Here is a 26399-nt window from a genome sequence, read left to right as displayed (position 1 = left end):
CGATTTTTGCGAGGGCGCCAAGCAAAAGATTCGGCGGAAAGCCGGAACGCGCCCCGCGGGAACAGCCGTCACACGGCCGTCCCAATTGACCTGCCAATTTGAACCGGGGCGTTGCTGTCGCGTTCTCCCGCGCGAGGCGCAGATTCGGGTGGTCTTTCGGCATGGCTCACGGCAGCGAGAATTGGTGGCGCGACGGCATCTTCTACCAGATCTATCCGCGCTCGTTTCAGGACTCGAACGGCGACGGCGTCGGCGATCTCGCCGGCATCCTCAGGCGGCTGCGTTACGTCAAATCGCTCGGCGTCGACGCGATCTGGCTGTCGCCGATCTTCCCCTCGCCAATGGCCGATTTCGGCTACGACATCTCCGACTACACCGGCATCGAGCCGCTGTTCGGCACCATGGCGGATTTCGATGCGCTGATCGCGGCGGCCCATGACAATGGCCTGAAGCTGATCCTCGACCTCGTGCCCAACCACACCTCCGACCAGCATCCCTGGTTCGTCGAAAGCCGCGCCTCGCGCGACAATCCCAGGCGCGACTGGTACGTCTGGCGCGATCCGGCGGCGGATGGCGGCGTGCCGAACAACTGGCTGTCCGAGTTCGGCGGCAGCGCGTGGCAGTTCGACGAGGCCACGGGCCAATATTACTACCACGCCTTCCTCGCCCAGCAGCCGGATCTCAACTGGCGCAATCCCGACGTCCGCGCCGCGATCTACGACGTGATGCGGTTCTGGCTGGAGAAGGGCGTCGACGGCTTTCGCGTCGACGTGATCTGGCACCTGATCAAGGACGCCGAATTCCGCGACAATCCGCCGAACCCGCATTACGTCGAGGGTCGGCCGCCGAACGAGAAGATTCTCACGCAATATTCCACCGACCAGCCCGAGGTGCACGACGTGATCGCCGAGATGCGGCGCGTGACTGATGCCTTTGGTGCGCGCGTCCTGATCGGCGAGATCTATCTGCCGCTGCACCGCCTGATGGCCTACTACGGCAACGACCTCACCGGCGCGCAGATGCCGTTCAACTTTGCGCTGCTCTCGACGTTCTGGAGTGCCCGCTCGATCGAGAAGATCATCGAGGATTACGAGAAGGCGCTGCCGCGCGGCGCCTGGCCGAACTGGGTGCTCGGCAATCACGATCGTCCGCGCGTCGCAAGCCGCGTCGGCCCCGAGCAGGCCCGCGTCGCCGCCATGCTGCTGCTGACCCTGCGCGGCACGCCGACGCTCTACTACGGCGACGAGATCGGCATGCATCAGGTGACGATCGCGCCGGAGGACGTGCGCGATCCCTTCGAGAAGAACGTGCCGGGAATCGGCGTCGGGCGCGACGGCTGCCGCACGCCGATGCAATGGGACGCGTCCGACTTCGCCGGCTTCTCCACGGTGCGGCCCTGGCTGCCGCTGCCGGAGCACTATGCCAGGGACAATGTCGTCAACCTCGAAGCCGACAGCCGCTCGATCCTCGCGCTTTACCGTCGCCTAGTCGGCCTGCGCAAGGCTTTGCCGCCGCTGGTGGCGGGCGACTATCACCCGATCGCGGCGCAGGGCGATCTCCTGATCTATCGCCGCGAGGCCGGCGGCAGGGCCGTGGTCGTGGCGCTCAATCTCGGCCCCGATCCGATCGCCGTAACCACCAGCGCCATCCGCTTCGGCAGCGAGATCCTGCTGTCGACGTTCCTGGATCGCGAGGGGGAGAAGCTGGAGGGCGTGCTGGATCTGCGCGGGAACGAGGGCGTCATCGTCGCGTCGGCGTAAAGGAAGAATGAAGCGGCGGCCTCATCCCCCGACGTCGTCCTGGACAAGCAAAGCGCAGATCCAGGACCCGTTACCCCAGGGTGTAGTTTGGCGAAGATTTGTGGTTACCGCCAACGCGCTACAACGACCTATCGGGTAATGGGTGCTGGCTTTCGCCAGGACGACGCGATCATCCCGGATGCTTGTTGCCCGCGGTGCTCTTGTCAATGTCGCTCCGCTTCAAGAGATAATCCAGCCCGCCGACGCGGTACCAGCGATAGCCGTAGGGCTCCAGCACGACATGATGCTGGCCACGCTTGTCGGCGTGGCTGTGATCTTCCGTCAGCAGATTGATGAGGTGCGCGCCGGCGTCCCTGGATAGCCCCGCCGAGAACGCGATCTCGCGCGGCTTGTCGTCGAGATTATGTACGAACAGCACCGAATTGTTGCGCCAGTCATAGCGCATGATGAACACGGCGGGATCGCGCAGCGGAATGATGGCGAAATCGCCCCAGCCCACCTCGGGTACCTCCTTGCGCATGCGCACGATGCGCTCGGTCCAGTTCAGCATCGAGTTGGGATCGCGCCGCTGCTTGGCGACGTTGACGTGGTCAAAACCGTAAGGTCCCTTGTCGATGACCGGGCAGGCGGGCTTGTCGCTCTTGGTGAAGCCGCCATGTGGCTCGGTCGACCATTGCATCGGCGTGCGTGCGCAATTGCGCTCGGGCAGCGCCAGGTCATCGCCCATCGCGATCTCGTCGCCATAGCGGATCACGGGCGTTCCCGGCAGCGTGCACATCAGGCTGTAGGCGAGCTCGAGCCGCCGGCGATCGCCGCCCAGCATCGGTGCGAGCCGCCGCCTGATGCCGCGGTCGTAGAGTTGCATGTCCTTGTCTGGCCCGAACTTCTTGAACACGATCTCGCGCTGGACCTTGGTCAGACGCCCGAGATCGAGCTCGTCGTGATTGCGCAGGAACAGGCCCCATTGCGCCGTGGCCGGCCGCGGCCTGGTCGCCTTCAACGCCTTCGCCAGCGGGCGCGAATCGCCCGAGGCCAGCGCATAGAACAGGTGCTGGTTGACGTGGAAGTTGAACATCATGTGCATGCGGTCGGCATCGCGGCCGAAATATTCCATGTCCGTCTTCGGTAGCACGTTGGCCTCGGCGAGGATGAGGGCGTCGCCCTGCCGCCATTGCAGGAATTCGCGGAACGCGCGCAGCATGTCGTATTGCTCGACCGGCTTCTTCACCTTCGCGCCCTTGGTCGCGATCACGAACGGCACCGCATCCATGCGGAAGCCGGAGACGCCGAGCTGGATCCAGAAGCCCATGATCTTCAGGATCTCGGCCTGCACATGCGGGTTCGAGGTGTTGAGGTCGGGCTGGAAATCGTAGAAGCGGTGGAAGTAGTACGCGCCGGCTTCCTTGTCGCGCGTCCAGGTCGTTTTCTGCACGCCGGGAAACACCATGCCCTTGTCGGCGCCTGCCGGCTTCTTGTCCGACCAGACGTACCAATCGCGATAGGGCGAGTTCTTGTCGCGCCGCGCCTCCTTGAACCAGTGATGCTGGTCCGAGGTGTGGTTGACGACGAGGTCGATGATGACGCGGATGCCGCGCTGCTTGCAGCCATGGGTGAATTCGACGAAGTCGCCGAGCGTGCCGTAGCGGCGATCGACGCTGTAATAATCGGCGATGTCGTAACCGTCGTCACGTCCCGGTGAGGTCTGGAACGGCATCAGCCAGATCGTGGTGATGCCGAGCCCGTGCAGATAGTCGAGCCGCCGCAGCAGGCCCTTGAAGTCGCCGATGCCGTCGCCGTTGGCATCCATATAGGTGCCGACGGACAGGCAATAGATCACGCCGTTCTTGTACCAGAGATCGTCGATCATGCCGCAGCCTCGGTGGTCCCGCCGAGGTGCGGCGGCTGCGTGATAAGTGTGAGGGAGGAGGGAGGTTCCGTGTTCCGCACACGCTGTCGTCCCCGCGAACGCGGGGACCCATACCGCGTGGATCTATCAATCGTGGTCGGTGAGAGTACCGGACGACGAGTCTTCGCCAAACTCCGCCCCGTGGTTATGGGTCGCCGCGTTCGCGGGGACGACGCCGCGTGCATGGCCGCAGCTCGCTTCTATCGACGGTGTTCGCCAATCATGGAATCGGCTATCCTCCCTCCATGGACAACACCGCCCGCAACATCGCGCTCGTGCCGCCGCCGGATCGCCGCCAGTCGGAGACGGCGCTGGCGGTCGCGCGCGGAACGGCGCGGCTGTTACGCTCGCTCGGCTTCTCCTGCATCAGCGAATTGCCGCTGCCGTCGGGCCGGCGTGCCGATCTCGTGGCGCTGAACGAGCGCGGCGAGATCTGGATCGTCGAGATCAAATCGTCGGTCGAGGATCTGCGCGCCGATCAGAAATGGCACGAATACCGCGCCCACTGCGACCGGCTGTTCTTCGCCTTCACGCAGGACCTGCCCTGCGAAATCTTCCCTGGCGACACCGGCCTGATCGTCGCCGACGCCTATGGCGCGCACATGCATTGCGAGGCGCCCGAGCACAAGCTCGCCGCCGCCACGCGCAAGCAGATGACGGTACGCTTCGCCATGGCGGCGGCGCTGCGGATCAACCGCCTGGTGGACCCGCAAGGGCACGCGGATTTCTGGGAATAGCTTTTATAGTCCGTAGGGTGGGTTAGCCGAAGGCGTAACCCACCTCTTCTCGTTGCGGCAGCCAAGTGGTGGGTTGCGCTTCGCTAACCCACCCTACGAGATCTACGAGATCGTCACCTCGGCGCGCGCTTGGCCAGGATGCGCTGCAGCGTGCGGCGGTGCATGTTCAGCCGGCGCGCCGTTTCCGAGACGTTGCGGTTGCACATTTCGTAGATGCGCTGGATGTGCTCCCAGCGGACGCGGTCCGCCGACATCGGGTTGGTCGGCAGCTCGGATTTCTCCGCGCTGGTCGAGAGCAGCGCGGCAACGACGTCGTCGGCGTCGGCCGGCTTCGACAGATAATCGATCGCACCCATCTTCACCGCGGTCACGGCGGTGGCGATGTTGCCATAGCCGGTGAGCACGATCGCGCGCGCATCCGGGCGCTTCTTCTTCAGCGCCGAGACCACGTCGAGACCGTTGCCGTCGCCGAGCCGCAGATCCACCACCGCGAAGGCCGGTGCGGATCTGCCGATCTGCGCGAGACCGTCCGAAACGGTGTCGCACGATGTCACGGCAAAGCCCCGCGTCTCCATCGCGCGCGACAGCCGTTCCAGAAACGGCTTGTCGTCCTCCACGATGAGAAGCGAGCGGTCGGTCTGTTCGTTCAGTTCGGCAATGGCGTTCAAGGTGTTGTCCTTTTTCCAGCACATTGACATATGGCGTCGCGATCGACCGGTGCCAAGGCGGCAAATAGTCGATCGGCGCCGTTGTGCGACGCAAGGTCGCGCCCTATCCTATTGTTTCTTCGAGCGTCTCGATAGCCTCAAAACGCTGTCTCGGCCATGTGATCTGAACCACCGCGCCGTGTTCCGGAAAGGTCCGGTTGGTAAACGAGACCTTGGCGCCGGTGCGTTCGAGCAGTGTGCGCGCGATGAACACGCCCAGCCCGAGGCCGCGCCGCTCGCTCCCGCCTTCGTCCTGGGGGCGCCGCCGCGACAGATAGGGCTCGCCGATCCGGTTGAGGATATCGGGCGGGATGCCGGGTCCGTCGTCGGAGATCACAAGCTCGATATGATCCTTGTTCCACCATGCGTTCACCTCGACGGTGGTGCGGGCGAAATCGACCGCGTTCTCGACGATGTTGCCGATGCCGTAGAGGATCGCCGGATTGCGCGATCCGACCGGTTCGGCCGCGACGGCCACCGCGATCCGTACCTTGATGTCGACGCCGAAATCGCGGTGCGGTGCCACCACCTCCTCGATCAGCTCCGACAGCTTCATGTGGTCGAATGGCGCACCGGTGGAGGAGAGCTGGGTGATCTTGCTCAGGATGTCGCGGCAGCGCTGGGTCTGCTCGCGCAGGGTCTTGAGGTCGGCGGAGATGCTCGCGTCCTTCACCGTCTTTTCGAGCTCGCGCGAGATCAGGAAGATGGTCGCGAGCGGCGTGCCGAGCTCATGCGCGGCCGCGGCCGCCAATCCGTCGAGCTGGGTCAGATGCTGCTCGCGCGTCAGCACCAGCTCGGTTGCGGCCAGCGCGTCCGCGAGCTTGCGCGCCTCCTCGGTCACCTGGAACGAGTAGAGGCTGGTGACGCCGATCGCGAGCGCGATCGAGAGCCAGACGCCGACGAGATACACTGGCGGCAGCACCAGGGGATCGTCGGAATCCCACGGCAGCGAAAAATGGAAGAAGAACAGGATCGAGGCGCAGGCAACGGCGAGAAGCCCGAGGCCGAAGGTGAAGCGGGCCGGCAGCGCCGTGGCCGAAATCAGCACGGGCGCCAGGAACAGGAACGAGAACGGATTCTGCAGACCGCCGGTGAAGAACAACAGCCCCGCCAGCTCCACGATGTTGAGCGCGAGCAGGCCGGCCGCCTGCATCGGCTCCAGCCGCTGCATCGGATTGGCCGCCGTCTGGAGCCCAAGGTTGAGTGCCGCCGACAGGGCGATGATGCTGACACAGGGGGCGATCTCGACGTTGAACTCCAGCCCCTGCGCCACGATGAAGATCGCGGCGAGCTGGCCCAGCACCGCGAGCCACCGCAGCCGCAGGATCGTGTCCAGCCGGATATGCCGCTGCGCGTGGTGAAAGTCGGAATCGGCAATTTCGGTCATATCGGCCAATGGGGCGGCGCCTTCTCGTTCACGAACGCTGGACCTGCGGAACCACCCAGGAATTACAAGCCTTGCGCTATCGGCTGCAATAGCAGAAGAACGGCCAGCATGACCGAGAATGACGAGGCTTCAAGTCGGCCGACTGTCGCGGATCGCAGTCCTTCCGCGGCGATTGCGGTCGATCATCTCGTCAAGGTCTACAAGCAGACCCGCGCCGTCGACGACATCTCCTTTTCGCTTCCGCGCGGCAGCATCACCGGGCTGCTTGGCGGCAACGGTGCCGGCAAGACCACGACCATCGCGATGATCATGGGCCTGGTGCTGCCGACCGCCGGCCGCGTCCAGGTGCTCGGGCATCGGATGCCGGAGGAGAGCGCCGCCGTGCTGGGGCGGATGAACTTCGAAAGCCCCTATGTCGACATGCCGATGCGGCTCACGGTGCGGCAGAACCTCACCGTGTTCGGCAAGCTCTATGCGGTGAAGAACCTCGCTGGCCGTATTGCCGAGCTCGCCGACGATCTCGACCTCACCGATTTCATCGATCGCGCCAACGGCAAGCTCTCCGCCGGCCAGAAGACGCGCGTCGCGCTGGCCAAGGCGCTGATCAACCAGCCCGAGCTGCTCTTGCTGGACGAGCCGACCGCCTCGCTCGACCCTGATACCGCGGACTGGGTGCGGGCGCATCTGGAGCGCTACCGCAAGCGGCACGATGCCACCATCCTCCTGGCCTCGCACAACATGCTCGAGGTCGAGCGGCTCTGCGACCGCGTCATCATCATGAAGCGCGGCCGCATCGAGGACGACGACACGCCCGAAGCCATCATGGCCCGCTACAACCGCACCACGCTGGAGGAGGTGTTCCTGGACGTCGCGCGCGGCCGGGTGAACGGTGCGAAGGAGGCGGCGCGGTGAGGGGACATTGTTCCTGCCGTAGCCCGGGTGAGCGCAGCGATACCCGGGACCGCCGCCGGCAAAGTCCCGGATGCGGCTTCGCTCATCCGGGCGACAGGGGACCGCAGTGACCGACATCTCCCTTCACCGCGGCATCTCCGTGCAACGCATCGGCGCGATGATCCTGCGCTATTGGTACCTCCTGATGTCGTCCTGGCCGCGGCTGCTGGAGCTGCTGTACTGGCCGGCGCTGCAAGTCATCACCTGGGGCTTCCTCCAGCTCTACATCGCCGAAAACGCCAATTTCTTCGCGCGCGCCGGCGGCACGCTGATCGGCGCCGTCATCCTCTGGGACATCCTGTTCCGCGGGCAGCTCGGTTTCTCCATTTCGTTCCTGGAGGAGATGTGGGCGCGCAACATCGGCAACCTCATGATGAGCCCGCTGAAGCCGATCGAGTTTCTGCTGTCGCTGATGGTCATGAGCCTGATCCGGCTCGCGATCGGGATCATTCCGATGACCCTGCTCGCGCTGTTCATGTTTCACTTCAATGTCTATGCCCTCGGCCTGCCGCTGATCGCCTTCTTCTGCAATCTGATCTTCACCAGCTGGTCGGTCGGCATCTTCGTGTCGGGCCTCGTGCTGCGAAACGGCCTCGGCGCCGAGAGCATCGTCTGGACCCTGATGTTCGCGATCCTGCCGCTCGCCTGTGTCTATTATCCCGTCAGCGTGCTGCCGGTCTGGCTGCAATACGTCGCCTGGGCGTTGCCGCCGACCTACGCCTTCGAGGGGATGCGCGCACTGCTGATCGAGCAGACCTTCAGGACCGATCTGATGCTGGAGGCGTTGGTGATCAACGCGATCCTTCTGGCTGCATCTTTTGCAGCCTTCCTTGCCCTTTTACGCAGCGCCAAGCGCCACGGCTCGCTGCTGTCGGGCGGGGAATAACGTCACTTTCCCGTGGATTCAGGCGGTTTTTCCCGTTGTGCTTACGTAGATGTACGGAACCATGCATTGACGCAATATTACGCATTCGGCAGTATGTTGCGATGCGAAGAGGAATATAACGATGCCTATTGGTGAGTTTGGCGGCGCGCCGCCCCTGGCTGCCGAAGGCAGTCCGGTTCTGACGACGCCGATGTACTGGATGTATGAGATGGCGCACGCCTCTCTCAATCCGGCGCGCGCCGTCACCGACGCGACCAGGCTGCTGTTTCAAAATCCCCTCAATCCATGGGCACGCACCGAAGTCGGCAAGTCGGTCGCCGCGGCCTGCGAGTTGTTCGAGCGCACCACGCGCCGCTACGGCAAGCCGGAATGGGGTCTCAACGACACCGAGGTCAACGGCCTCCGCGTTCCGGTCGAGGTCCGCTCGGTCTGGGAAAAGCCGTTCTGCCGGCTGCTCTATTTCGATCGCAAGTTCGCCCGTCCCCTGCGCAGCCCGCAGCCGCGCGTGCTGATCGTGGCGCCGATGTCGGGCCATTACGCGACGCTGCTCCGCGGCACGGTCGAAGCCTTCCTGCCCGCGCATGAGGTCTACATCACCGATTGGGCCGACGCCCGCATGGTGCCGCTCAGCGATGGCCGCTTCGATCTCGACGATTACATCGATTACATCATCGAGATGCTGCACGTTCTCGGCGGCAACACCCATGTCATGGCGGTGTGCCAGCCCTCGGTGCCCGTCGTTGCCGCGGTCTCGATCATGGAGGCGCGGCGCGATCCCTTCGTGCCGACCTCGATGACGCTGATGGGCGGTCCGATCGACACCCGGCGCAATCCGACCGCGGTGAACGACCTCGCCCAGGAGCGCGGCATTGACTGGTTCCGCAACCACGTCATCACCAAGGTGCCGTTCCCGCATCCGGGCATGATGCGCGATGTCTATCCGGGATTCCTGCAGCTCAACGGCTTCATCAGCATGAATCTCGACCGGCACATGGATGCGCACAAGCAGCTCTTCGCCAATCTGGTGAAGGGCGACGGCGATCTCGTCGACAAGCACCGTGAGTTCTACGACGAATATCTCGCGGTGATGGATCTCTCCGCCGAGTATTACCTGCAGACCGTCGACACCGTGTTCGTGAAGCACTCGCTGCCGAAGGGCGAGATGACCCACCGCGGAACACTCGTCGATCCCTCCAGGGTCACGCGTGTGGCGTTGATGACGGTCGAAGGCGAGAACGACGACATCTCCGGCCTCGGTCAGACCGAAGCAACGCACGCATTGTGCAGCTCGATCCCCGATCATCGCCGCGTTCACTACGTCCAGAAGGGCGTTGGACATTACGGCGTGTTCAATGGCTCGCGCTTCAAGTCGGAAATCGTGCCGCGCATCCATGACTTCATGGTTTCGGCGGCGAATCCTGCTTCGTTGCAGGCTCTCGCAGCTGAATAGTCGCGTTTTTCGGCTTTCCCGTCGAAAATCCGGATGCTTTTGAGGGGCTCGGGAGGGGTAAGTTCCCTCCAGCTTCGAGGTATTTAGGTAGTCTTATAGGAGTGAGTCGGTACTCACCCCTTGGGGGTGCCGCATGCATCCAGCGGGGGCGAAAAAAACGGGTTCCAACCCCAGTCTGTAGGGTCTCCCGGTCGCCTGACCCCTGTATATTGGGCAAATGATTTGTTTTTGCGCCGAGCGCTTCCCATGGCGGCGGTTATGGCAGAATCCGGGCGCCCTCCTGCCCCCCGGACTGACAGACATGGCCACTCGCGCGCTCCTCTATCGGCGGCCCCACGAACCGAAGACCCTCGTGATCACCCACGGATCGCAATATTTTGCCATCCGACTGCGCCGGCACCGCCGCGCGCGCCGCTACACGCTCAGGATTCATCCGAGCGATCGCGAAGCCATTCTCACCATGCCGCCGCGCGGCACGCTCGCCGACGCCAAGGATTTCGCGCAGCGTCACGGCGCGTGGATCGCGGCTCGTCTCGGTCGATTGCCGAAGGCCGCGCCGTTCCAGCCGGGCACGGTGATACCGCTGCGCGGCACCTCCCATCGCATCGTGCATCGCGCCGGCCAGCGCGGCACGGTGTGGACCGAGACGCGCGAGTCCGGTGAACGCATTCTCTGCGTCGCCGGTGGGCTCGAGCATGTCGACCGTCGCGTCAGTGATTTCCTCAAGCGCGAGGCGCGCCGCGACCTGCAGCGCTCGGCGGAAGCCTACGCCGCCGAGCTCGGCGTCCGCGTTAAGCGCCTCTCGATCCGCGACCAGTCCAGCCGCTGGGGCTCCTGCACCTCGGCCGGTTCGCTGTCGTTCTCCTGGCGCCTGATCCTTGCGCCGCCCTTCGTGCTCGACTACCTCGCCGCCCACGAGGTCGCCCATCTCGTCGAGATGAACCATTCGGCCCGGTTCTGGCGCGTCTGCGGCAAGATGTGCCCGTCGATGGAACGCGCCAAGAAGTGGCTCGACACGCACGGGAACGACCTGCACCGGTACGGGGTCGAGGATTAGGGCGGGCTACTCGTTTCGCCGTCCAAACTCTCTCGTCGTCCCGGCCCCGTGCGCAATCGCGCACCAGGCCGGGACGACACCGAAGGTCAGGCGGCGGACTGCCTCCCCGATCAAAGCGCGTTTCAAAATCGTCCAACGCTCACGCGCTGAGATCCGCACTCGTCCCCGGCTGCGTGCGTGATGCCAAATAAGACGATTGCTGTTGCGCAGCCGCCTTCTGGCCCTCGGCCAGCATGGCCTGGAAGGCTGCGTCGAGTTGTTCGCGGCTGTAAGTCGTGGACGTGCTCTCGCGCGGCGTCCATTGCGATTGCGTGATGGCGGTGGGCGCCTTCTCGACGGTGCCGCCAAGCAGTCTCGCATAAGTGTCGGCGCGCCACTGCGCCAGGTCCGGTCCACCCAGGCCGGGAGGATCTTCGAGCTTGCCGATCTGCCCGGCCGCCGCGTTGGTCATCGTCGAGGAGCCGCCATTGTAGACCGTGGCCACCACCTTGCCGTCGACTTTCACCTGCGCGTAGGTGTTTTGAGGCGCGTCGTCCGAGACGAATGATTGCGTTGCGTTGGTGTCGTGAGTCCTCAGCCAGTTTGCCGCCATCAGGTCGCGTACGACCGGAACATCCGCCACCGATATGAGCTTCGCCCCTTGCAACAGCTTCACCTGGGAGACGTCAACCCGAAAGCCGCTGCTCGTCGCGTCAGGCGCCTCGGTCGCCGCTGTCACCACCGGCTGAAGACCCGATGTCGCATGTGAGGTGGACGCCGATGCGGGACGCAGATGGGGCAACGCCGCGCCGGATAGATTTGAAATCATGGAACGCTCCCTGGCAATCGCTCAACCTGTGAGAGCAAATCCCGGGCCGCTGACGGGAGCTTGAAGAGATTGGTGTTTTTGCTTTCCGAGCGTCGCCGGCCCTGGTCGATCTTGCCGCGATAGGCAGGACTTGCCGAAGCGATGGCGCGATCTGCAGGTTGCCGTCGCTCGCCGTCGCGGGGAATGACGGCAGACTGGCAGCGCGCGCTTCAACCCCGCGGTGCTGTCTCCGCAAGCCGTTGATTTTGCTGTCGCCGGCTACTGTGCATGGGGTTGTTTTCGCACTTTTTGTCTTGGGGCCTCGTGTCCTCAGCCCGAAGCTATCGGTTTCCACCAAACAGCCGGTCCATCAGCCAGCCATCGAGTCCCGCGGCGGCTTCCGGCCGTACATTGGCGCGCGTCGGGGGCGGCGGACGATAGCCGGCATTCGCCGGCGGTCCCGCCGGTGTCGGTGACGATACCTGCGACGCCGCCTGCGCGAGATTCGACAGGCCCCAGCCACCTGGCGTGCTCGGCAATGCTGCGACCGGCACGCCCTCGTGCGCCGTCTTCATGAAGCGCGTCCAGACTTCCACCGGCAGGCCGCCGCCGGTCGCCTTCTTGGTCGGCGAGTTGTCGTCATTGCCGAGCCAGACGCCGGTGACGAGGTTGGCGGTGTAGCCGATGAACCAGGCGTCGCGGTAATCCTGGCTGGTGCCGGTCTTGCCGGCTGCCGGCCAGCCGGGAATCTCGGCCTTCTTGGCGGTGCCCGATATCAGCGTCTCCCGCATCATTGCGTTCATCATGCCGACATAGCGGGCGTCGATGACCTGATTGCGCTCCTCGGGCTGGCGCATGTAGAGCAGCTTGCCGCCCAGCGTCTTGATCCGCGTCACCACATGCGGCGTCACCGCGAGGCCGCCATTGGCGAACGGCGCATAGGCGCCGACCAGCTCGACCACGGAGACTTCGGAGGTGCCGAGCGCAATCGAGGCGTTCGGCTCGAGCTTGGAGGAGATGCCGAGCCGGTGCGCGGTGCGCACCACGTTCTTCGGTCCGACCTCGAGGCCGAGGCGGATCGCGACCGTGTTGAGCGACATCGCCAGCGCCTGGGTCAGCGTCACCGACCCGAAATATTCGTGCGTGTAATTCTCAGGTCGCCAGCCCTTGACCTCGATCGGCGCGTCCTGGCGCATCGTGTCGGGCGTCAGCCCCTGCTCGAGCGCGGTGAGATACACGAACGGCTTGAACGAGGAGCCCGGCTGGCGCTTGGCGGTGACGGCGCGGTTGTACTGGCTCTCGGAATAGTTCCGCCCGCCGACCATGGCGCGCACGGCGCCGTCGGGCGTCATCGCCACCAGCGCGCCCTGGCTGACGTTGAACTTCACGCTCTTGGCCGCGAGCTCGTCGATGATGGCGGCTTCCGCCACGCTCTGGAGCTTGGGATCGATGGTGGTCTCGACCTTGATGCTGTCGTCGATCTGGCCGACCAGATCGTCCAGCACCTCGCCGATCCAGTCGGCGACGTAGTTGACCGTGCCGGCGCCAACCGGCTTCACATTGTAGGAGGCATGGCCGGTCGAGGCCTTGGCCTGCGCTTCGGTGATGAATTTCGCGTCCGCCATCGCCGCGAGCACGATCTGCGCACGCGCCTCCGCGCCTTCGGGATTGCGGTTGGGTGCAAGACGCGAGGGCGACTTGACGAGACCGGCGAGCATCGCCGCTTCGGCGATCGTCACGTTCTTGGCCGACTTGCCGAAATAACGCTGCGCCGCGGCCTCGACGCCGTAGGCGCCCGAACCGAAATAGACGCGGTTCAGGTACAGCTCCAGAATCTCGTCCTTGGAATGCTTGCGCTCCAGCCAGATCGCGAGCTCCACCTCCTGCAGCTTGCGCTGCATGGTGCGCTCCTGGGTCAGGAACAGGTTCTTGGCGAGTTGCTGGGTCAGCGTCGAGCCGCCCTGCGAGACGCCGCGATGGAGCACGTTGGTGACGAGGGCGCGCAGGATGCCGACCGGGTCGATGCCGTAATGCGAATAGAAGCGGCGGTCCTCGATGGCGATGAACGCTTTCGGCAGGTACGGCGGCAGGTCCTTCAGCGCGACATTGGCGCCGGCCATCTCGCCGCGCTGCGCCAGCACGCTGCCGTCGATGCCGACGATCTGGATCGTCGGTGGCCGCTTGGGGATTTCCAGCGACTGGATCGGCGGCAGATGGGCGCCGACATAGATCACGACGCCGATGACGGCGATTACGCCCCACAGGCTCAGCACCGCGCCCCAATAGACTAGGCGGCCGAGACCGAAGCCGCCGCGCGACTTCGCGCGCCGCTTGGCGCCGCTGCGGCTGGCTTGCGCCTTACGCTCGCGCGGCGGCTCGTCGCCGGCATCCTCGCTCTTGCGCTTGGGAGATGATTTCGCAGATTTCTTGGGCTTGTCCTCGCCGCCGGGAATGCGGTCCGCCGCGGTGAGGCGCAGATCGGCGAGCGCCGCGGGCAAGCCGAACAGCGGCTCCTTCCGCCCACCTTTTTTCTTTCCCCACGCCATACGCAAAACGCCCGGTCAGTCCGCCCCGCCGCACGCTAGCGGTCGCTGTTTAAGGCCCGGTTACCCCGGCGTTAACGCGCGATTAGGAGGTGCGGCATTCGCCGGCCGCAGTTCCGGTTCCCGGGCGCCGAAGCTAGGATCGTCTGCATCAAGAAAGAGGGAACTCGCATGGGCCATATCGATCCGACCAAGGAGATCTTCGCGCAATTCCGGGAGAACGACCGCCCCGGTCCGATCCACATGCTCAATCTGGTGCGCCTGCGCAAAGAGGCGGCCTATCCCGATGGCCGCAAGGCGAGCGGCGCGGAAGCCTATGCGACCTATGGCCGCGAGAGCGGCCCGGTGTTCGAACGCCTCGGCGGCCGCATCGTCTGGCAGGGCCGCTTCGAGCTGATGCTGATCGGCCCGCAGGACGAGCGCTGGGACCATTGCTTCATCGCCGAATATCCGAGCGTCTCGGCCTTCGTCGAGATGATCCGCGATCCCGTCTATCGCGAGGCGGTGAAGCACCGCCAGGCCGCCGTGGAGGACTCGCGGCTGATCCGGCACGCGGTGCTGCCGGTGGGGAAGAATTTTGGCGAGATACCGACCTAGGTCTCGTCATGGCCGGGCATAGCCGTCCGAAGGACGGCGTCGCTTCCGCGCGCCTATGACCCGGCCATCTACGGATTTTTTGCTCGGTCATTCCGGGACGGCTCGAAGAGCCGAACCCGGAATCCCGAGATTCTCAGGTGCGCAACTGCGCACCGTAGTTCGATGCTGTCGCATCGCCCCGGAATGACAACGAGAGAGCCTAACCCGCCGGACCGGCATCCTCCAGGATCGGGCCGAACAGCTCCCAGCGCTCGCCGTTGAACTTCATCATCTGAAGCTGCTTGTTGACGCGGTAGTCGGTCGGCGAGGTGTTGGCCTTGATGCCGGGCAGCGCGGTGTCGCTGGTGACGTCCTTCAGCGAGGCCGCTTGCTTCATGACGTTCTCGCGCGTCAGATCGTCACCGCATTGCTTCAGCACATGCACCAGCAGCTGCGCCGTGCTGTAGCCGTAGGTGTTGAAGTTCGAGTCCTTGTCGCCGTCAGGATAGTACTTGGCCATGAAGTCGAAATACCTCTTCATGCCGGCATCGTCTTTCCAGGTGGGATCGAGCGGTTCCTTGCCGTAATTGACGCTGATCAGGCCCTTGGCGGCATCGAGGCCCGCCGGCTTCAGCACCGCGCCGACCGAGGTGGCATTGATGTCGACGATCTGCACCGGATGCCAGCCCATCTCGGCGATCTTCTTGATCGCCTGCGCGGCCTGCTTCGGCGTCGTCGCGCTGAAGAACAGATCGGCGCCGGCATCCTTGATCTTGAGGATCTGCGAGTCGACCGTGGGATCGGAAACCTCGTAGGAGGCTTCGGTCACGATCATCTTGGCGGCCTTGTCACCGAGGCCGGCCTTGAGGCCGTTCAGATAGTCTTTCCCAAGGTCGTCGTTCTGATAGAGCACGCCGATCTTCGCGTTCGGATGCTCCTTCAGGATGTACTGGCCGTAGATTCGGCCCTCGACGAAGTAGTTCGGGTTGTAGCCCATGGTCCACGGAAAGTTCTTCGGATCGGTGAACCTCGAGGCGCCGGTCGCCGCGAACAGCTGCGGCACCTTCTTGGAATTGAGATATTTTTGGACGGCCGCGTTCACGGGCGTGCCGATGATCTGGAACGTCAGCAGCACCTCGTCGCTCTCGACGAGCTTGCGGATCTGCTCCACGGCCTTCGGCGGCGAATAGGCGTCGTCATACTGGATCAAATTGATCTTGCGGCCGTTGATGCCGCCCTGGTCGTTGATCATCTTGAAATAGGCGGCCTGGGTCTTGCCGATCGATGAATAGGCCGACGCCGGTCCCGAAAACGGCATGGTCTGGCCGACCTTGATCTCGGTGTCGCTGGCGCCCGGATCATATTTTTTCTGGGCATTGGCCGCGGAGACCGACAGCGCCAGGGTCAGCGCCGTTGCCGTGGCCAGATGCAGCATTCCATTCCTCATTCGCAATTTCCTCAGTCTGTTATTGCCGATGGTCTGCCGGACGCACTGCGCGTCCGACGCCATCGCTGAGACCGAGTGTGGAGGAGCGGTTGCTGCAACGCAAGGTGGGAAGGTAACCGCCGTTCGTGGGTGGGTTAGCCCGCGGATGCGCGAAGCGCAGTCCGCTGGCGTAACCCACCACTTCCTTTCCCGCGGAAATCAAAGAGGGGGGTTACGCTACGCTAACCCACCCTACGAAATCGCGACTAACCTGAGGGGCCCGAGTCTTCGATGATCGGTCCGAACAGCTCCCAGCGTTCACCGTTGAACTTCATCATCTGCATCTGCTTGTTGACGCGGTAGTCGTTCGGCCCGGTGTTGATCTTGATGCCGGGCAGCGCCAGGCTCGGCGTGTAGCCCTTGATGCCGGCGGCCTGCTTCATCACGTTCTCGCGCGTCAGATCGTCGCCGCATTGCTTCAAGACCTGCACCAGCAGCTCAGCCACCGAATAGGCATAGGTATTGATGGTGTTCAGCTTGTCGCCTTCCGGGAAATATTTGTCCATGAAGGCGAAGAAGGCCTTCACGCCCGCATCGTCCTTCCACTGCGGATCGCCGGGGTCCTTGCCGTAGTTGGTCGAGATGATGCCCTTGGAAATGTCGAGGCCGGCGGGCTTCAGGGTCGCAGACACCGGGCTCGCATTGATGTCGAGGATGTGCACCGGCGTCCAGCCGAGATCGGCAAGCTTCTTGATGGCCTGCGCGGCGAACTTCGGCGTCGAGGCATCGTAGAACAGATCGACACCCATCGACTTCAGCTTGACCACTTGCGAGTCCACCGTCGGGTCGGTGACTTCGTAGGAGACTTCGCCGACGATCATGTTGGCCTTGTTGCCGAGGCCGCTCTTGAGGCCCGCGAGATAGTCGCGGCCCATGTCGTCGTTCTGGTAGAGCACGCCGATCTTGGCGTTGGGGTGATTGGCAAGAATGTATTTTGCGTAGATCCGCCCCTCGGACACGTAGTTGGGATTATAGGCCATGGTCCAGGGATAGTTTTGCGGATCGTTGAAGCGCGCCGCTCCGGTCGAGGCCAGCAGCTGCGGCACCTTCTTGCCGTTGAGATATTTTTGCACGGCGGCGTTCGCTGCCGTGCCGATGAGCTGGAAGGTGAACAGCACTTCGTCGCCTTCGACCAGCTTGCGCACCTGCTCGACCGTCTTCGGCGGCGAATAGGCGTCGTCATACTGGATCAGGTTGATCTTGCGGCCGTTGATGCCGCCCTGATCGTTGATCATCTTGAAGTAGGCGGCCTGGGTCTTGCCGATATTGGCATAGACGGAATAGGCGCCGGAGAACGGCACGGTCTGGCCGATCTTGATCTCGATGTCGCTCGCGCCGATGTCATATTTCTTCTGGGCGAGGGCTTGGCCGGCGGAGAACGCGAAGGCGAGCGCCGTCGTTGCAGCTAGGAAAGCTCTGCGATTGTTCATGTTGGGATGTTCCTCCTGACGGAATTTCCGGTCGACGGTCTTTTCCCGTTGATTGCAACGGTCGCCATCGCTGCCGAAGATTGTGGAGGAAGGCGCCGCGCCGCGCAAGGATCGCGACGCTGCGCCGTAGCGTCTCAGGCGACAGCTAAGTCAGGAACACTGCCGCCAGCGCGATGGCTGCCGGCAGCGCCTGCACCATCAGGATGCGTGAGCTGACGGTCGCGGCGCCATAAGCGCCGGCTACGATCACGCAAAGCAGGAAGAACGCTTTGATCTGGAACGCGAACGCGGGATTGCCTTGGACCAGACCCCAGATCAGGCCGGCGGCGAGGAAGCCGTTATAGAGTCCCTGATTGGCGGCCAGCACCTTCGTGATCTCGGCCTTCTCGGGCGTATTGCGAAACACCTTCAGGCCCAGCGGCCTGTCCCAGAGAAACATCTCCAGGACCAGGAAGAAGCCATGCAGAATGGCGACCAGCGCCACCAGAAGATTGGCGATCAAAATCAAGTTGAGCTCCCCCAAAGCGTCAGCTTTCGGGTGGACGTTAGCACGGCCGGCGTGGCAAGTGCGACTGGCGTGTTTCGCTCACCTGGTACCGCAATGTCCGCTCGATCAACCAAGACGCCCGAACGCTTCGGCCTCGACCGCCTGACGACGCCGATCGGGATCGCCCTGCTCGTCACCGACGCCGATGGCGCGTTGCGCGCGCTCGATTGGGAGGACTATGAGCACCGCATGCGCGAGCTGTTGCGCCTGCACTACGGTCCGGTGAATCTGAGCGATCGGCCTGCGCCGACGGACATGCGGACTGCGCTGTCGCGCTATTTCGAAGGCGATCTCGGCCAGCTCTCAGGCATCGCGTGGCGGATCGCCGGCACCCCGTTCCAGCAGAAGGTCTGGAATGCGCTTGCGCAGATCCCCGCGGGCACCACGATGAGCTACGGCGCGCTCGCCGCGAAGATCGACGTGCCCAAGGCCATTCGCGCCGTCGGCCACGCCAACGGCTCCAACCCGATCAGCGTGGTGTTGCCCTGCCATCGCCTGATCGGCGCCGATGGTTCACTGGTGAAATATGGCGGCGGCTTGGAGCGCAAGCGCTGGCTGCTGCGGCATGAGGGGGTGGAGATCTAGGTCTCTCTTCTCGTCATTCCGGGGCGCGCGAAGCGCGAACCCGGAATCCATCGGGCCACACCGACGGTGCAGATGAATGGATTCCGGGGCTCGCCGCTGCGCGGCGCCCCGGAATGACGAGTGGAGAGAAACGCGCGCGCCCGCGTCACGCCGCCGGCTGAACCGCCTTGTCACCGGCCATCACATGGGTCAGCGCGCTCTTGATCGCGGCCTGGCGGGTCGGCGCGTTGATCTGCGCGCCCAGCAGATCGGTGACGTAGAACACGTCGCGGGCGCGCTCGCCGAAGGTCGCGACATGGGCCGAGGCGATGTTGAGGTTGAGCTTCGAGATTGCGGTGGTCAGCTCGTAGAGCAGGCCGGGCCGGTCGAGCCCGGAGACCTCGATCACGGTGTAGCGGTCGGACCATTGGTTGTTGATGGTCACTTCCGGCTCGATCACGAAGGGCTTTGCCTTGCTGCGCACGGTGCGCCGCGCCACCACTTCGGGCAGGCGCAGCTTGCCTTCCAGCACGTCCTCGATCATCTCGCCGATGCGCGTGGCGCGCCTTCCCTCGTCCTCGTCGCGGTCGTATTCCCGGGAGATCGAGATGGTGTCGAGCGCGCGGCCGTCGGTGGTGGTGTAGATCTGGGCGTCGACGATGTTGGCGCCGGCCGAGGCGCAGGCGCCGGCGATGATCGACAGCAGCCAGGGATGGTCGGCGGCGAAGATGGTCAGCTCGGTGACGCCGCGCACCTCGTCGAAGCCGACATTGATCGCGAGCTTGTGCCCGGCCTGCTCGCTGGAGCGGACGAAGCGGGCGTGGCGGATCTTGCGCGGCAGCTCGACCTTGAGCCAGTAGGCAGGATAGTGCCGGCCGATATAGGCATCGAGCTCGTCCTCCGGCCATTCGGCGAAGGCCATGCGGAATTCGCCGTAGGCCGCCGCGAGCCGCTTGCCGCGGTCGACCTCCGAGAAGCCGCCGGTCAGCACCGGTTCGGTCTCATAATAAAGTGAGCGCAAGAGCTGCGCCTTCCAGCCGTTCCACACGCCCGGGCCGACGCCACGGATGTCGGCGGTGGTGAGGATCGTGAGCAGCTTCATCTGCTCGACCGACTGTACCACGGCGGCGAAATTCTCGATGGTCTTGCGGTCCGAGAGGTCGCGCGACTGCGCGACCGTGGACATCGTCAGATGCTCCTCGATCAGCCAGGCCACCAGCTCGGTATCGGCCGGGCTGAAGCCGAGCCGCGGACAGAGCCGGCGCGCGACCTTGGCGCCGGCGATCGAATGATCTTCGGGCCGGCCCTTGGCGACGTCGTGCAGCAGCGTCGCGATGTAGATCACTGCGCGGTGCTCGGGCCGGCTCTTGCGCATGAGGTCACTGGCGAGCGCGAACTCCTCGATGCCGCCGCGCTCGATGTCCTGGAGGAAGCCGATGCAGCGGATCAGGTGCTCGTCGACGGTGTAGTGATGATACATGTTGAACTGCATCATCGAGACGATCTTGCCGAAGGCGCGGATGAAATGGCCGAGCACGCCGGTCTCGTTCATCCGCCGCAGCACGATCTCGGCGTTGTCGGAGGTCAGGATCTCCATGAACAGCCGGTTGGCCTCGGGATTCTCGCGCAGCTGCCCGTTGATCAGGTTGAGCGAGCGCGTCACGTCGCGCATCGCGTCCGGATGGAAGGCGAGGTTGTTCTTCTGCGCCAGGCGGAAGATGCGGATCAGATTGACCGGATCGTGCTTGAAGACGTCGGGCGCGGCGACGTTGATGCGGTTGTTGTCGACGATGAAGTCGTCGCTATCGGGGACGCGCCGCTTCACGGTGCTGGGCCGCAGCCGCGCCATCATCCGGCTCAACACCGGCGCGGGCTTGGCCTGCTGGTCCTCGAGCTTGGCGCAGAGGATGGCGGTGAGGTTACCGACTTCCTTGGCGACCAGGAAGTAGTGCTTCATGAAGCGCTCGACGTCCTGCATGCCGGGATGCGAGGTGTAGCCGAGCCGGATCGCGATCTCGCGCTGCAGGTCGAAGGAAAGCCGCTCCTCGGCACGGCCGGAATAGAAATGCAGATTGCAGCGCACCGACCAGAGGAAATCGGCGCAGCGGCGGAAGCTGCGATATTCCTGCGCGTCGAACACGCCGCGCTCGACCAGCTCGCCGGTGTCGCGGACGCGATAGACGTATTTGGCGATCCAGAACAGCGTGTGCAGGTCGCGCAAGGCGCCCTTGCCGTCCTTGACGTTGGGCTCGACCAGATAGCGCGACTGGCCGCCGCGGCGGTGCCGCTCCTCGCGCTCGGCGAGCTTTGCGGTGACGAATTCGGACGCGGTGCCTTGCACCACCTCCTTGTCGAAGCGCTCGACCAGCTCGTCATAAAGCGGCTTGTCGCCGGTCAGAAAGCGCGTCTCCAGGATCGCGGTGCGGATCGTCATGTCGCCGCGCGCTTGACGGATCGATTCATCGACCGAGCGCGTGGCGTGGCCGACCTTGAGCCCCATGTCCCAGAGGCAATAGAGGATGGCTTCGGCGACCTGCTCGCCCCAGGCGGTTTGCTTGTAGGGCAGGATGAACAAGAGATCGATGTCGGACTCGGGGGCCATCAGGCCGCGGCCATAGCCGCCGGTCGCCACCACCGCCATGCGCTCGGCGCCGCTCGGGATCGGCGAGCGGTAGAGATGACGTGTCGCGGCCGAATAGAGGATGCGGATGATCTCGTCCTGCACGTGACACAGCCGCTCGGCGCAGCGGCGGCCGTGACGGTCCTTCAAGAGGATCGCCTGTGCGGCGGCGCGCGCCGCGATCAGCTCGGCCTTGAGCAATTGCGCCAGGGCGGTGCGGAACGCGTCCTCGCGGCCCTCGTGCTTTGCGGCGAGTGCATCGACCGCGGCGGTGATCCGCACGGTATCGAAGCGGTCATCCGTCTCTGGCTTCTGCTCGGTCGCGACGCTGTCCATGTCTCACCGGATATAAGAGGCGACAGGCGCTGTCACCCGCCATTCTCTGGCAATAGTCGTTCCATGCTGGAAAGCTGTGGCTTTGGGCAAATTCGTTCTCGGATCGCCTGCTTTCGAGGGGCGGATTTTCTCGTTGATTTCTGGATTTAACTCATTGAAAAACAATAAAGTTTTTGAGGAGGCTGGGCATGACCAGGATTACACGACGCATTCTATTGGCGGGAGCCGTAGCGCTCGCAATGACCCCCGCGGCACGGGCGGCGGATCCGCTCAAGGAAATCCGCATCGACTGGGCGACCTACAATCCCGTGTCGATGGTGCTGAAGCAGAAGGGCCTCCTGGAGAAGGAGTTCGCCAAGGACGGCATCACCGTGACCTGGGTGCAGTCGGCCGGCTCCAACAAGGCGCTCGAATTCCTCAATGCCGGCTCGATCGATTTCGGCTCGACCGCCGGCTCGGCGGCGCTGGTGGCCCGCATCAACGGCAACCCGATCAAGTCGATCTACGTCTATTCGCGTCCCGAATGGACCGCGCTGGTGACGGGCAAGGACTCCAAGATCGCGAGCGTTGCTGATCTCAAGGGCAAGCGCGTCGCGGTGACGCGCGGCACCGATCCGCACATCTTCCTGGTGCGCGCACTGCTGGGCGCTGGCCTCACCGAAAAGGACATCACGCCGGTGCTGCTCCAGCATGCCGACGGCAAGACCGCGCTGATCCGTGGCGACGTCGACGCCTGGGCCGGTCTCGATCCCATGATGGCGCAGGCCGAGGTCGAGGAGGGCGCAAAGCTGTTCTACCGCAAGGCCGAGGCCAACACCTGGGGCATCCTCAATGTGCGCGAGCAGTTCCTGAAGGACCATCCGGACGCCGCCCGCCGCGTGCTCGCGGTCTATGAGGAAGCGCGCAAATATTCGCTGGCGAATTACGACGAGCTGAAGAAGACCTTCATCGCGGTGACGAAATTGCCCGAGGCGGTCGTCGACAAGCAGCTCAAGGAACGCACCGAGCTCACCCACAGCCGCATCGGCGCGCCCCAGCGCGAGTCGATCCTCGCTGCCGGCCTTGCGCTGCAGCAGGCCGGCGTCGTCGATGCCAAGGTCGACGTCAAGGCGACGCTCGATGCCCTGATCGACGACCAGGTTTCGCTGCCGACGAATTAGTTCAGCGCAAGAGGCAAAGGCGCGCAATAAATTCCGCCGTCGTCCCGGGGCGCGAAGCGAACCCGGGACCCATAACCACAGGGAGTGGTTTGGCGCGACGGCGGTCCACTCCGAGTCTCCGCAACCACATCTTCCTGTGGCTATGGGTCCCGGGCTCGCGCTTCGCGCGCCCCGGGACGACGGGCGAGGCCGCGGCAATAGTAGTGTTGCATTCCCTCGCCAGACGCGCTTCCTACCGGCCATGATCTCCGACGCGCCAGTCCTGCAACAGACTTCTGAACCGGCCGAGAGCGCCGCTGCGCCCTCGCGGCTGGCGCGCTACGCGCGGCCGATGCTGGGCGTGCTGCTGCCGCTGACGCTGGCGCTCGGCTGGGAGCTGGTGGTCTGGTCCGGCTGGTCCAACGGCCGGCTGGTGCCGCCGCCCTCGCGCGTCTTTGCCACCATCACCGAGCTCGCCCGCTCCGGCGAGCTGGTGCGCCACATCGCGGCGACGCTGTGGCGCGTCGGGCTCGGCTTCGCCTTTGGCGTCGTCGCGGGCACGCTGCTCGGCGCCGTCTCCGGCTATTGGTCGCTGGCGCGGCGGCTGCTCGACCCGACCGTGCAGGCGCTGCGCGCGATCCCTTCGCTCGCCTGGGTGCCGCTGTTCATCCTCTGGCTCGGAATCTTCGAGACCTCGAAGATCGCGCTGATCGCAGTCGGCGTGTTTTTCCCGGTCTATCTCGGCGTGATGGGCGCGATCCTCTCGGTCGATCGCAAGATCGTCGAGGTCGGCCGTACCTTCCGTCTTTCCGGCCCGGCGATGATCCGCGGTATCCTGTTGCCCGCGGTGCTGCCGGCCTACGTCGTGTCCTTGCGCGTCGGACTTGGTCTCGGCTGGATGTTCGTGGTGGCCGCCGAGCTGATCGGCGCCTCCGAAGGCCTCGGCTATCTCCTGCTCGACGGCCAGCAGCTCGGCAAGCCCGCCCAGATCCTGGCCGCGATCGTGATCTTCGCCATCCTCGGCAAGCTGACGGACTGGCTGATCGAGGTTGCCGCTGCGCCGTTCCTGCGCTGGCAGGATGCCTTCGTCCGCACGAAGGGGAGCTAAGCGATGCTGGCGCTCGACCGGGTCAGCAAGACCTATCCCAACGGCGTGCAGGCGCTGGCGCGCTTCTCCGCCGAGATCCGCCAGGGCGAGATCATCGCCATCATCGGCGGCTCCGGCTGCGGCAAATCCACGTTGCTCCGCGCCATCGCCGGTCTCGATCGCGCCAGCTCCGGCACGGTGACGCTCGACGACGAGGCGATCGCCTCGCCGCATGCGAAGATCGGCATCATCTTCCAGGAGCCGCGGCTTTTGCCCTGGCTCAGCGTCGCCGACAATATCGGCTTCGGCCTTGCCGATCTGCCCGCAGCCGAACGGCGCGAGAAGGTCGCGCGTGCGCTCGAGCGCGTCGGGCTCACTGACAAGGCGCAGGCCTGGCCGCGCGAGCTCTCCGGCGGACAGGCGCAGCGCGTCGCGATCGCGCGCGCGCTGGTGCCGCAGCCCGAGGTGCTGCTGCTCGACGAGCCGTTCTCGGCGCTCGACGCCTTCACCCGCCGCGACCTTCAGGATCATCTGCTCGACCTCTGGGCCGACACGCGGCCGACGCTCATCCTCGTCACCCACGACGTCGACGAGGCTGTGGTGCTGGCCGACCGCGTGCTGGTGATGCGGCCACGGCCGGGCCGGCTGTTCGACCAGATCGAGATCAATCTCGGCCGGCCGCGCGACCGCAACTCGCCGCTGTTCGAGAATTTCAAGCGAAGTGTGCTGACGTCACTCGACCGTTCGCTCGACCGCAGCGTGCCCGACCGGGACGCAACCCAGGGTCCCGGCGAGGCCATGTGGTGGTGACAATTTCTCCCTGAGCCTTTACATCGAGGGGCGATTTTCCTCGGGAGAGAACGACAATGGATGCCGCTGAACTGCGCCAGATGCAGGCTCCGATCAAGGAGCGCTACAAGACCGACCCGAAGGCCGCGCTGATCACGCTGAAGGCCAAGGGCTCGACCGACGGCGAAGGCATCGCCTGCAAGGTCGAGACGGGCCGCGCCATCGCGATGGCGGGCCTGCATCCCGCCACCGGCGGTTCCGGCCTCGAGCTCTGTTCCGGCGACATGCTGCTGGAGGCGCTGGTCGCCTGTGCCGGCGTGACGCTGAAATCGGTTGCGACCGCGATCGAGGTGCCGCTCAAGACCGGCAACGTCCATGCGGAAGGCGATCTCGATTTCCGCGGCACGCTCGGCGTCGACAAGGAGACCCCGGTCGGCTTCGCCGAGATCCGTCTCCGCTTCGAGGTCGACACCGATGCGCCGCAGGACAAGCTCGATCTGTTGCTGAAGCTCACCGAGCGTTATTGCGTGGTCTACCAGACCATCAAGAACGGCCCGAAGGTTTCGGTGTCGATGCAGCGGATGTAGCTGCCCACCCTCCCCTGGAGGGGGAGGGTCGATCGCGCGCAGCGCGAGCGGGGTGGGTGATCTCTCCACTCGGGCACTGTCGCTGCGGAGAGACTGTCACCCCACCCCGGCTCATATTCGCTGCGCTCAATACGAGCCGACCCTCCCCCTCCAGGGGAGGGTAAGAAGAAAAATGTCCCTCGACCTCCACCTCGTCCTTTTTCTCCTCCTGCGCATGGCGATTGCGGCGGCGTTCGTCGTGTCGGCCTCCGTCATCACCGAACGTTCCGGGCCGGTGATCGGTGCGCTGGTTGCGACCCTGCCGGTGTCCGCCGGTCCCTCCTACCTCTTCCTCGCGATCGACCATGACGCGGCCTTCATCGCACAGGGCGCGCTGTCGAGCCTTCCGATCAACGCCGCGACGATCTTCATGGGCCTCATCTATGTCGTGCTGGCGCAGCGGCAGAGCTTTGCCGTGAGTGTCACCAGCGCGGTCGGGGTCTGGATCGTGCTGGCCTCGATCATCCGCCTGTTCGACTGGACTCTGACGGCCGGGCTCGCCGTGAACCTGGTCGCCTTCGGCATCTGCATTCCGCTGCTCGCAAAGTACCGCCATGTGAAGATGCCGCTGGTGACGCGCCGCTGGTACGACATTCCGTTCCGTGCCTCGCTGGTGGCAACGCTGGTCGCCATCGTGGTCTCGACCTCGGGCTGGGTCGGTCCGCGCGTCAGCGGCGTCATCGCGCTCTACCCGATCGTGTTCACCAGCATGATGGTGATCCTGCACCCGCGCATCGGCGGCCCGCCGACGGCCGCCGTGCTCGCCAACTCCGCCTGGGGCCTGCTCGGCTTCGGCATGGCGATTGCAGTTCTGCATCTCGGGGCCGCCAATTTCAGCTCCGCGATCGGCCTCAGCATGGGGCTCGCCACCTGCATCGGCTGGAACCTGACGCTGTGGTGGGTGGGACGGCGGAAGAGGGCGGTGCATGCGCCCCGCCGCGCTTCGTAAGGCAAGCGCCTGGGATCCCAGCGCTGCGTCAGGATAGATGGTTACCGGAGCGGGCAGACCCGCTAAGCTGGCTGCAGAG

Annotated in this window: 22 protein-coding genes; 13 read left to right on the top strand and 9 right to left on the bottom strand. The window is 64.6% G+C overall.

What is annotated here, in order from left to right:
- Positions 1–161 precede the first annotated feature (161 nt).
- Positions 162–1760: an alpha-amylase family glycosyl hydrolase gene (locus HAP40_RS36635; RefSeq protein WP_166812131.1), complete on the top strand. Its 1599-nt coding sequence runs from the start codon at positions 162–164 to the stop codon at positions 1758–1760.
- Positions 1761–1929: 169 nt separating this feature from the next.
- Here the strand turns inward: HAP40_RS36635 and HAP40_RS36630 are convergent, their stop codons facing one another.
- Positions 1930–3627, bottom strand: coding sequence for an alpha-amylase family protein (locus tag HAP40_RS36630; RefSeq protein ID WP_166812133.1), 1698 nt, complete (start codon positions 3625–3627; stop codon positions 1930–1932).
- A gap of 284 nt (positions 3628–3911) precedes the next feature.
- Between HAP40_RS36630 and HAP40_RS36625 the strand changes: the two genes are divergently transcribed.
- Positions 3912–4403 (top strand): MmcB family DNA repair protein, encoded by a 492-nt coding sequence (locus HAP40_RS36625; protein ID WP_166812134.1) that lies wholly within the window; start codon positions 3912–3914, stop codon positions 4401–4403.
- A gap of 113 nt (positions 4404–4516) precedes the next feature.
- Here the strand turns inward: HAP40_RS36625 and HAP40_RS36620 are convergent, their stop codons facing one another.
- Positions 4517–5071, bottom strand: a complete 555-nt coding sequence (locus tag HAP40_RS36620) for an ActR/PrrA/RegA family redox response regulator transcription factor (protein WP_166812136.1) — start codon at positions 5069–5071, stop codon at positions 4517–4519.
- Between the two features lie 103 nt (positions 5072–5174).
- Positions 5175–6497: an ActS/PrrB/RegB family redox-sensitive histidine kinase gene (locus tag HAP40_RS36615; protein ID WP_166819215.1), complete on the bottom strand. Its 1323-nt coding sequence runs from the start codon at positions 6495–6497 to the stop codon at positions 5175–5177.
- Between the two features lie 108 nt (positions 6498–6605).
- Between HAP40_RS36615 and HAP40_RS36610 the strand changes: the two genes are divergently transcribed.
- The 4 genes from HAP40_RS36610 (at position 6606) to HAP40_RS36595 (ending at position 10841) form a co-directional block, all read left to right on the top strand.
- Positions 6606–7409, top strand: coding sequence for an ABC transporter ATP-binding protein (locus HAP40_RS36610; protein WP_166812138.1), 804 nt, complete (start codon positions 6606–6608; stop codon positions 7407–7409).
- 106 nt (positions 7410–7515) lie between these two features.
- Positions 7516–8334 (top strand): ABC transporter permease, encoded by an 819-nt coding sequence (locus HAP40_RS36605; protein WP_166812140.1) that lies wholly within the window; start codon positions 7516–7518, stop codon positions 8332–8334.
- A 121-nt stretch (positions 8335–8455) separates the two neighbouring features.
- Positions 8456–9784 carry a polyhydroxyalkanoate depolymerase gene (locus tag HAP40_RS36600; RefSeq protein WP_166812142.1) on the top strand — a complete coding sequence of 443 codons (1329 nt, stop codon included), beginning with the start codon at positions 8456–8458 and terminating at the stop codon, positions 9782–9784.
- 217 nt (positions 9785–10001) lie between these two features.
- Positions 10002–10841 (top strand): M48 family metallopeptidase, encoded by an 840-nt coding sequence (locus HAP40_RS36595; protein ID WP_166812144.1) that lies wholly within the window; start codon positions 10002–10004, stop codon positions 10839–10841.
- Positions 10842–10980: 139 nt separating this feature from the next.
- Here the strand turns inward: HAP40_RS36595 and HAP40_RS36590 are convergent, their stop codons facing one another.
- Positions 10981–11649, bottom strand: a complete 669-nt coding sequence (locus tag HAP40_RS36590) for a hypothetical protein (RefSeq protein ID WP_166812146.1) — start codon at positions 11647–11649, stop codon at positions 10981–10983.
- A gap of 320 nt (positions 11650–11969) precedes the next feature.
- A complete protein-coding gene (locus tag HAP40_RS36585) occupies positions 11970–14174 on the bottom strand; it encodes a transglycosylase domain-containing protein (protein ID WP_166812148.1) in 2205 nt (734 codons plus the stop codon).
- Positions 14175–14342: 168 nt separating this feature from the next.
- Between HAP40_RS36585 and HAP40_RS36580 the strand changes: the two genes are divergently transcribed.
- Complete coding sequence (locus tag HAP40_RS36580) at positions 14343–14768, top strand: DUF1330 domain-containing protein (protein ID WP_166812150.1); 426 nt, start codon at positions 14343–14345, stop codon at positions 14766–14768.
- Positions 14769–14967: 199 nt separating this feature from the next.
- Here HAP40_RS36580 and HAP40_RS36575 read toward each other — a convergent pair whose 3' ends face one another.
- The 3 genes from HAP40_RS36575 to HAP40_RS36565 form a co-directional block, all read right to left on the bottom strand.
- Positions 14968–16194, bottom strand: a complete 1227-nt coding sequence (locus HAP40_RS36575; RefSeq protein ID WP_166812152.1) for an ABC transporter substrate-binding protein — start codon at positions 16192–16194, stop codon at positions 14968–14970.
- Positions 16195–16439: 245 nt separating this feature from the next.
- Complete coding sequence (locus HAP40_RS36570) at positions 16440–17663, bottom strand: ABC transporter substrate-binding protein (RefSeq protein ID WP_166812154.1); 1224 nt, start codon at positions 17661–17663, stop codon at positions 16440–16442.
- A gap of 145 nt (positions 17664–17808) precedes the next feature.
- Positions 17809–18165 (bottom strand): DUF1304 domain-containing protein, encoded by a 357-nt coding sequence (locus tag HAP40_RS36565; RefSeq protein ID WP_208024910.1) that lies wholly within the window; start codon positions 18163–18165, stop codon positions 17809–17811.
- A gap of 99 nt (positions 18166–18264) precedes the next feature.
- On the opposite strand from HAP40_RS36565, the gene HAP40_RS36560 reads away from it, so the two are divergent.
- On the top strand, positions 18265–18795 hold the full coding sequence (locus tag HAP40_RS36560) for a methylated-DNA--[protein]-cysteine S-methyltransferase (RefSeq protein WP_166812158.1): 531 nt from the start codon (positions 18265–18267) through the stop codon (positions 18793–18795).
- Between the two features lie 145 nt (positions 18796–18940).
- Here the strand turns inward: HAP40_RS36560 and HAP40_RS36555 are convergent, their stop codons facing one another.
- A complete protein-coding gene (locus HAP40_RS36555) occupies positions 18941–21730 on the bottom strand; it encodes a [protein-PII] uridylyltransferase (protein WP_166812160.1) in 2790 nt (929 codons plus the stop codon).
- Positions 21731–21918: 188 nt separating this feature from the next.
- Here HAP40_RS36555 and HAP40_RS36550 point away from each other — a divergent pair, with 188 nt between their 5' ends.
- From HAP40_RS36550 to HAP40_RS36530, 5 genes are all read left to right on the top strand, one after another.
- Complete coding sequence (locus HAP40_RS36550) at positions 21919–22890, top strand: aliphatic sulfonate ABC transporter substrate-binding protein (protein ID WP_166812162.1); 972 nt, start codon at positions 21919–21921, stop codon at positions 22888–22890.
- A gap of 241 nt (positions 22891–23131) precedes the next feature.
- Positions 23132–23977, top strand: coding sequence for an ABC transporter permease (locus HAP40_RS36545; protein WP_166812164.1), 846 nt, complete (start codon positions 23132–23134; stop codon positions 23975–23977).
- Positions 23978–23980: 3 nt separating this feature from the next.
- The gene (locus HAP40_RS36540; RefSeq protein ID WP_166812166.1) at positions 23981–24766 is read left to right on the top strand and encodes an ABC transporter ATP-binding protein; all 786 of its coding nucleotides are present in this window, start codon (positions 23981–23983) and stop codon (positions 24764–24766) included.
- A 56-nt stretch (positions 24767–24822) separates the two neighbouring features.
- Positions 24823–25332 (top strand): OsmC family protein, encoded by a 510-nt coding sequence (locus HAP40_RS36535; RefSeq protein WP_166812168.1) that lies wholly within the window; start codon positions 24823–24825, stop codon positions 25330–25332.
- Between the two features lie 172 nt (positions 25333–25504).
- A complete protein-coding gene (locus HAP40_RS36530) occupies positions 25505–26320 on the top strand; it encodes a hypothetical protein (RefSeq protein ID WP_166812170.1) in 816 nt (271 codons plus the stop codon).
- The last annotated feature ends 79 nt before the right edge of the window (positions 26321–26399 follow it).

The sequence above is a fragment of the Bradyrhizobium sp. 1(2017) genome, from assembly GCF_011602485.2.
In the GTDB taxonomy this organism is placed as follows: domain Bacteria; phylum Pseudomonadota; class Alphaproteobacteria; order Rhizobiales; family Xanthobacteraceae; genus Bradyrhizobium.
Note: the sequence above shows the minus strand (reverse complement) of the source record. Positions and strands in the feature narration are given on the sequence as shown.

Excerpts from the sequence above, each read along its gene's own strand:
- HAP40_RS36555 (WP_166812160.1), bottom strand. The coding sequence starts at position 21,730 with ATGGACAGCGTCGCGACCGAGCAGAAGCCAGAGACGGATGACCGCTTC.
- HAP40_RS36590 (WP_166812146.1), bottom strand. The coding sequence starts at position 11,649 with ATGATTTCAAATCTATCCGGCGCGGCGTTGCCCCATCTGCGTCCCGCA.
- HAP40_RS36540 (WP_166812166.1), top strand. The coding sequence starts at position 23,981 with ATGCTGGCGCTCGACCGGGTCAGCAAGACCTATCCCAACGGCGTGCAG.
- HAP40_RS36625 (WP_166812134.1), top strand. The coding sequence starts at position 3,912 with ATGGACAACACCGCCCGCAACATCGCGCTCGTGCCGCCGCCGGATCGC.
- HAP40_RS36575 (WP_166812152.1), bottom strand. The coding sequence starts at position 16,194 with ATGAGGAATGGAATGCTGCATCTGGCCACGGCAACGGCGCTGACCCTG.
- HAP40_RS36615 (WP_166819215.1), bottom strand. The coding sequence starts at position 6,497 with ATGACCGAAATTGCCGATTCCGACTTTCACCACGCGCAGCGGCATATC.
- HAP40_RS36585 (WP_166812148.1), bottom strand. The coding sequence starts at position 14,174 with ATGGCGTGGGGAAAGAAAAAAGGTGGGCGGAAGGAGCCGCTGTTCGGC.
- HAP40_RS36595 (WP_166812144.1), top strand. The coding sequence starts at position 10,002 with ATGATTTGTTTTTGCGCCGAGCGCTTCCCATGGCGGCGGTTATGGCAG.
- HAP40_RS36560 (WP_166812158.1), top strand. The coding sequence starts at position 18,265 with ATGTCCGCTCGATCAACCAAGACGCCCGAACGCTTCGGCCTCGACCGC.
- HAP40_RS36545 (WP_166812164.1), top strand. The coding sequence starts at position 23,132 with ATGATCTCCGACGCGCCAGTCCTGCAACAGACTTCTGAACCGGCCGAG.
- HAP40_RS36610 (WP_166812138.1), top strand. The coding sequence starts at position 6,606 with ATGACCGAGAATGACGAGGCTTCAAGTCGGCCGACTGTCGCGGATCGC.
- HAP40_RS36550 (WP_166812162.1), top strand. The coding sequence starts at position 21,919 with ATGACCAGGATTACACGACGCATTCTATTGGCGGGAGCCGTAGCGCTC.
- HAP40_RS36630 (WP_166812133.1), bottom strand. The coding sequence starts at position 3,627 with ATGATCGACGATCTCTGGTACAAGAACGGCGTGATCTATTGCCTGTCC.
- HAP40_RS36600 (WP_166812142.1), top strand. The coding sequence starts at position 8,456 with ATGCCTATTGGTGAGTTTGGCGGCGCGCCGCCCCTGGCTGCCGAAGGC.
- HAP40_RS36580 (WP_166812150.1), top strand. The coding sequence starts at position 14,343 with ATGGGCCATATCGATCCGACCAAGGAGATCTTCGCGCAATTCCGGGAG.
- HAP40_RS36570 (WP_166812154.1), bottom strand. The coding sequence starts at position 17,663 with ATGAACAATCGCAGAGCTTTCCTAGCTGCAACGACGGCGCTCGCCTTC.
- HAP40_RS36530 (WP_166812170.1), top strand. The coding sequence starts at position 25,505 with ATGTCCCTCGACCTCCACCTCGTCCTTTTTCTCCTCCTGCGCATGGCG.
- HAP40_RS36535 (WP_166812168.1), top strand. The coding sequence starts at position 24,823 with ATGGATGCCGCTGAACTGCGCCAGATGCAGGCTCCGATCAAGGAGCGC.
- HAP40_RS36635 (WP_166812131.1), top strand. The coding sequence starts at position 162 with ATGGCTCACGGCAGCGAGAATTGGTGGCGCGACGGCATCTTCTACCAG.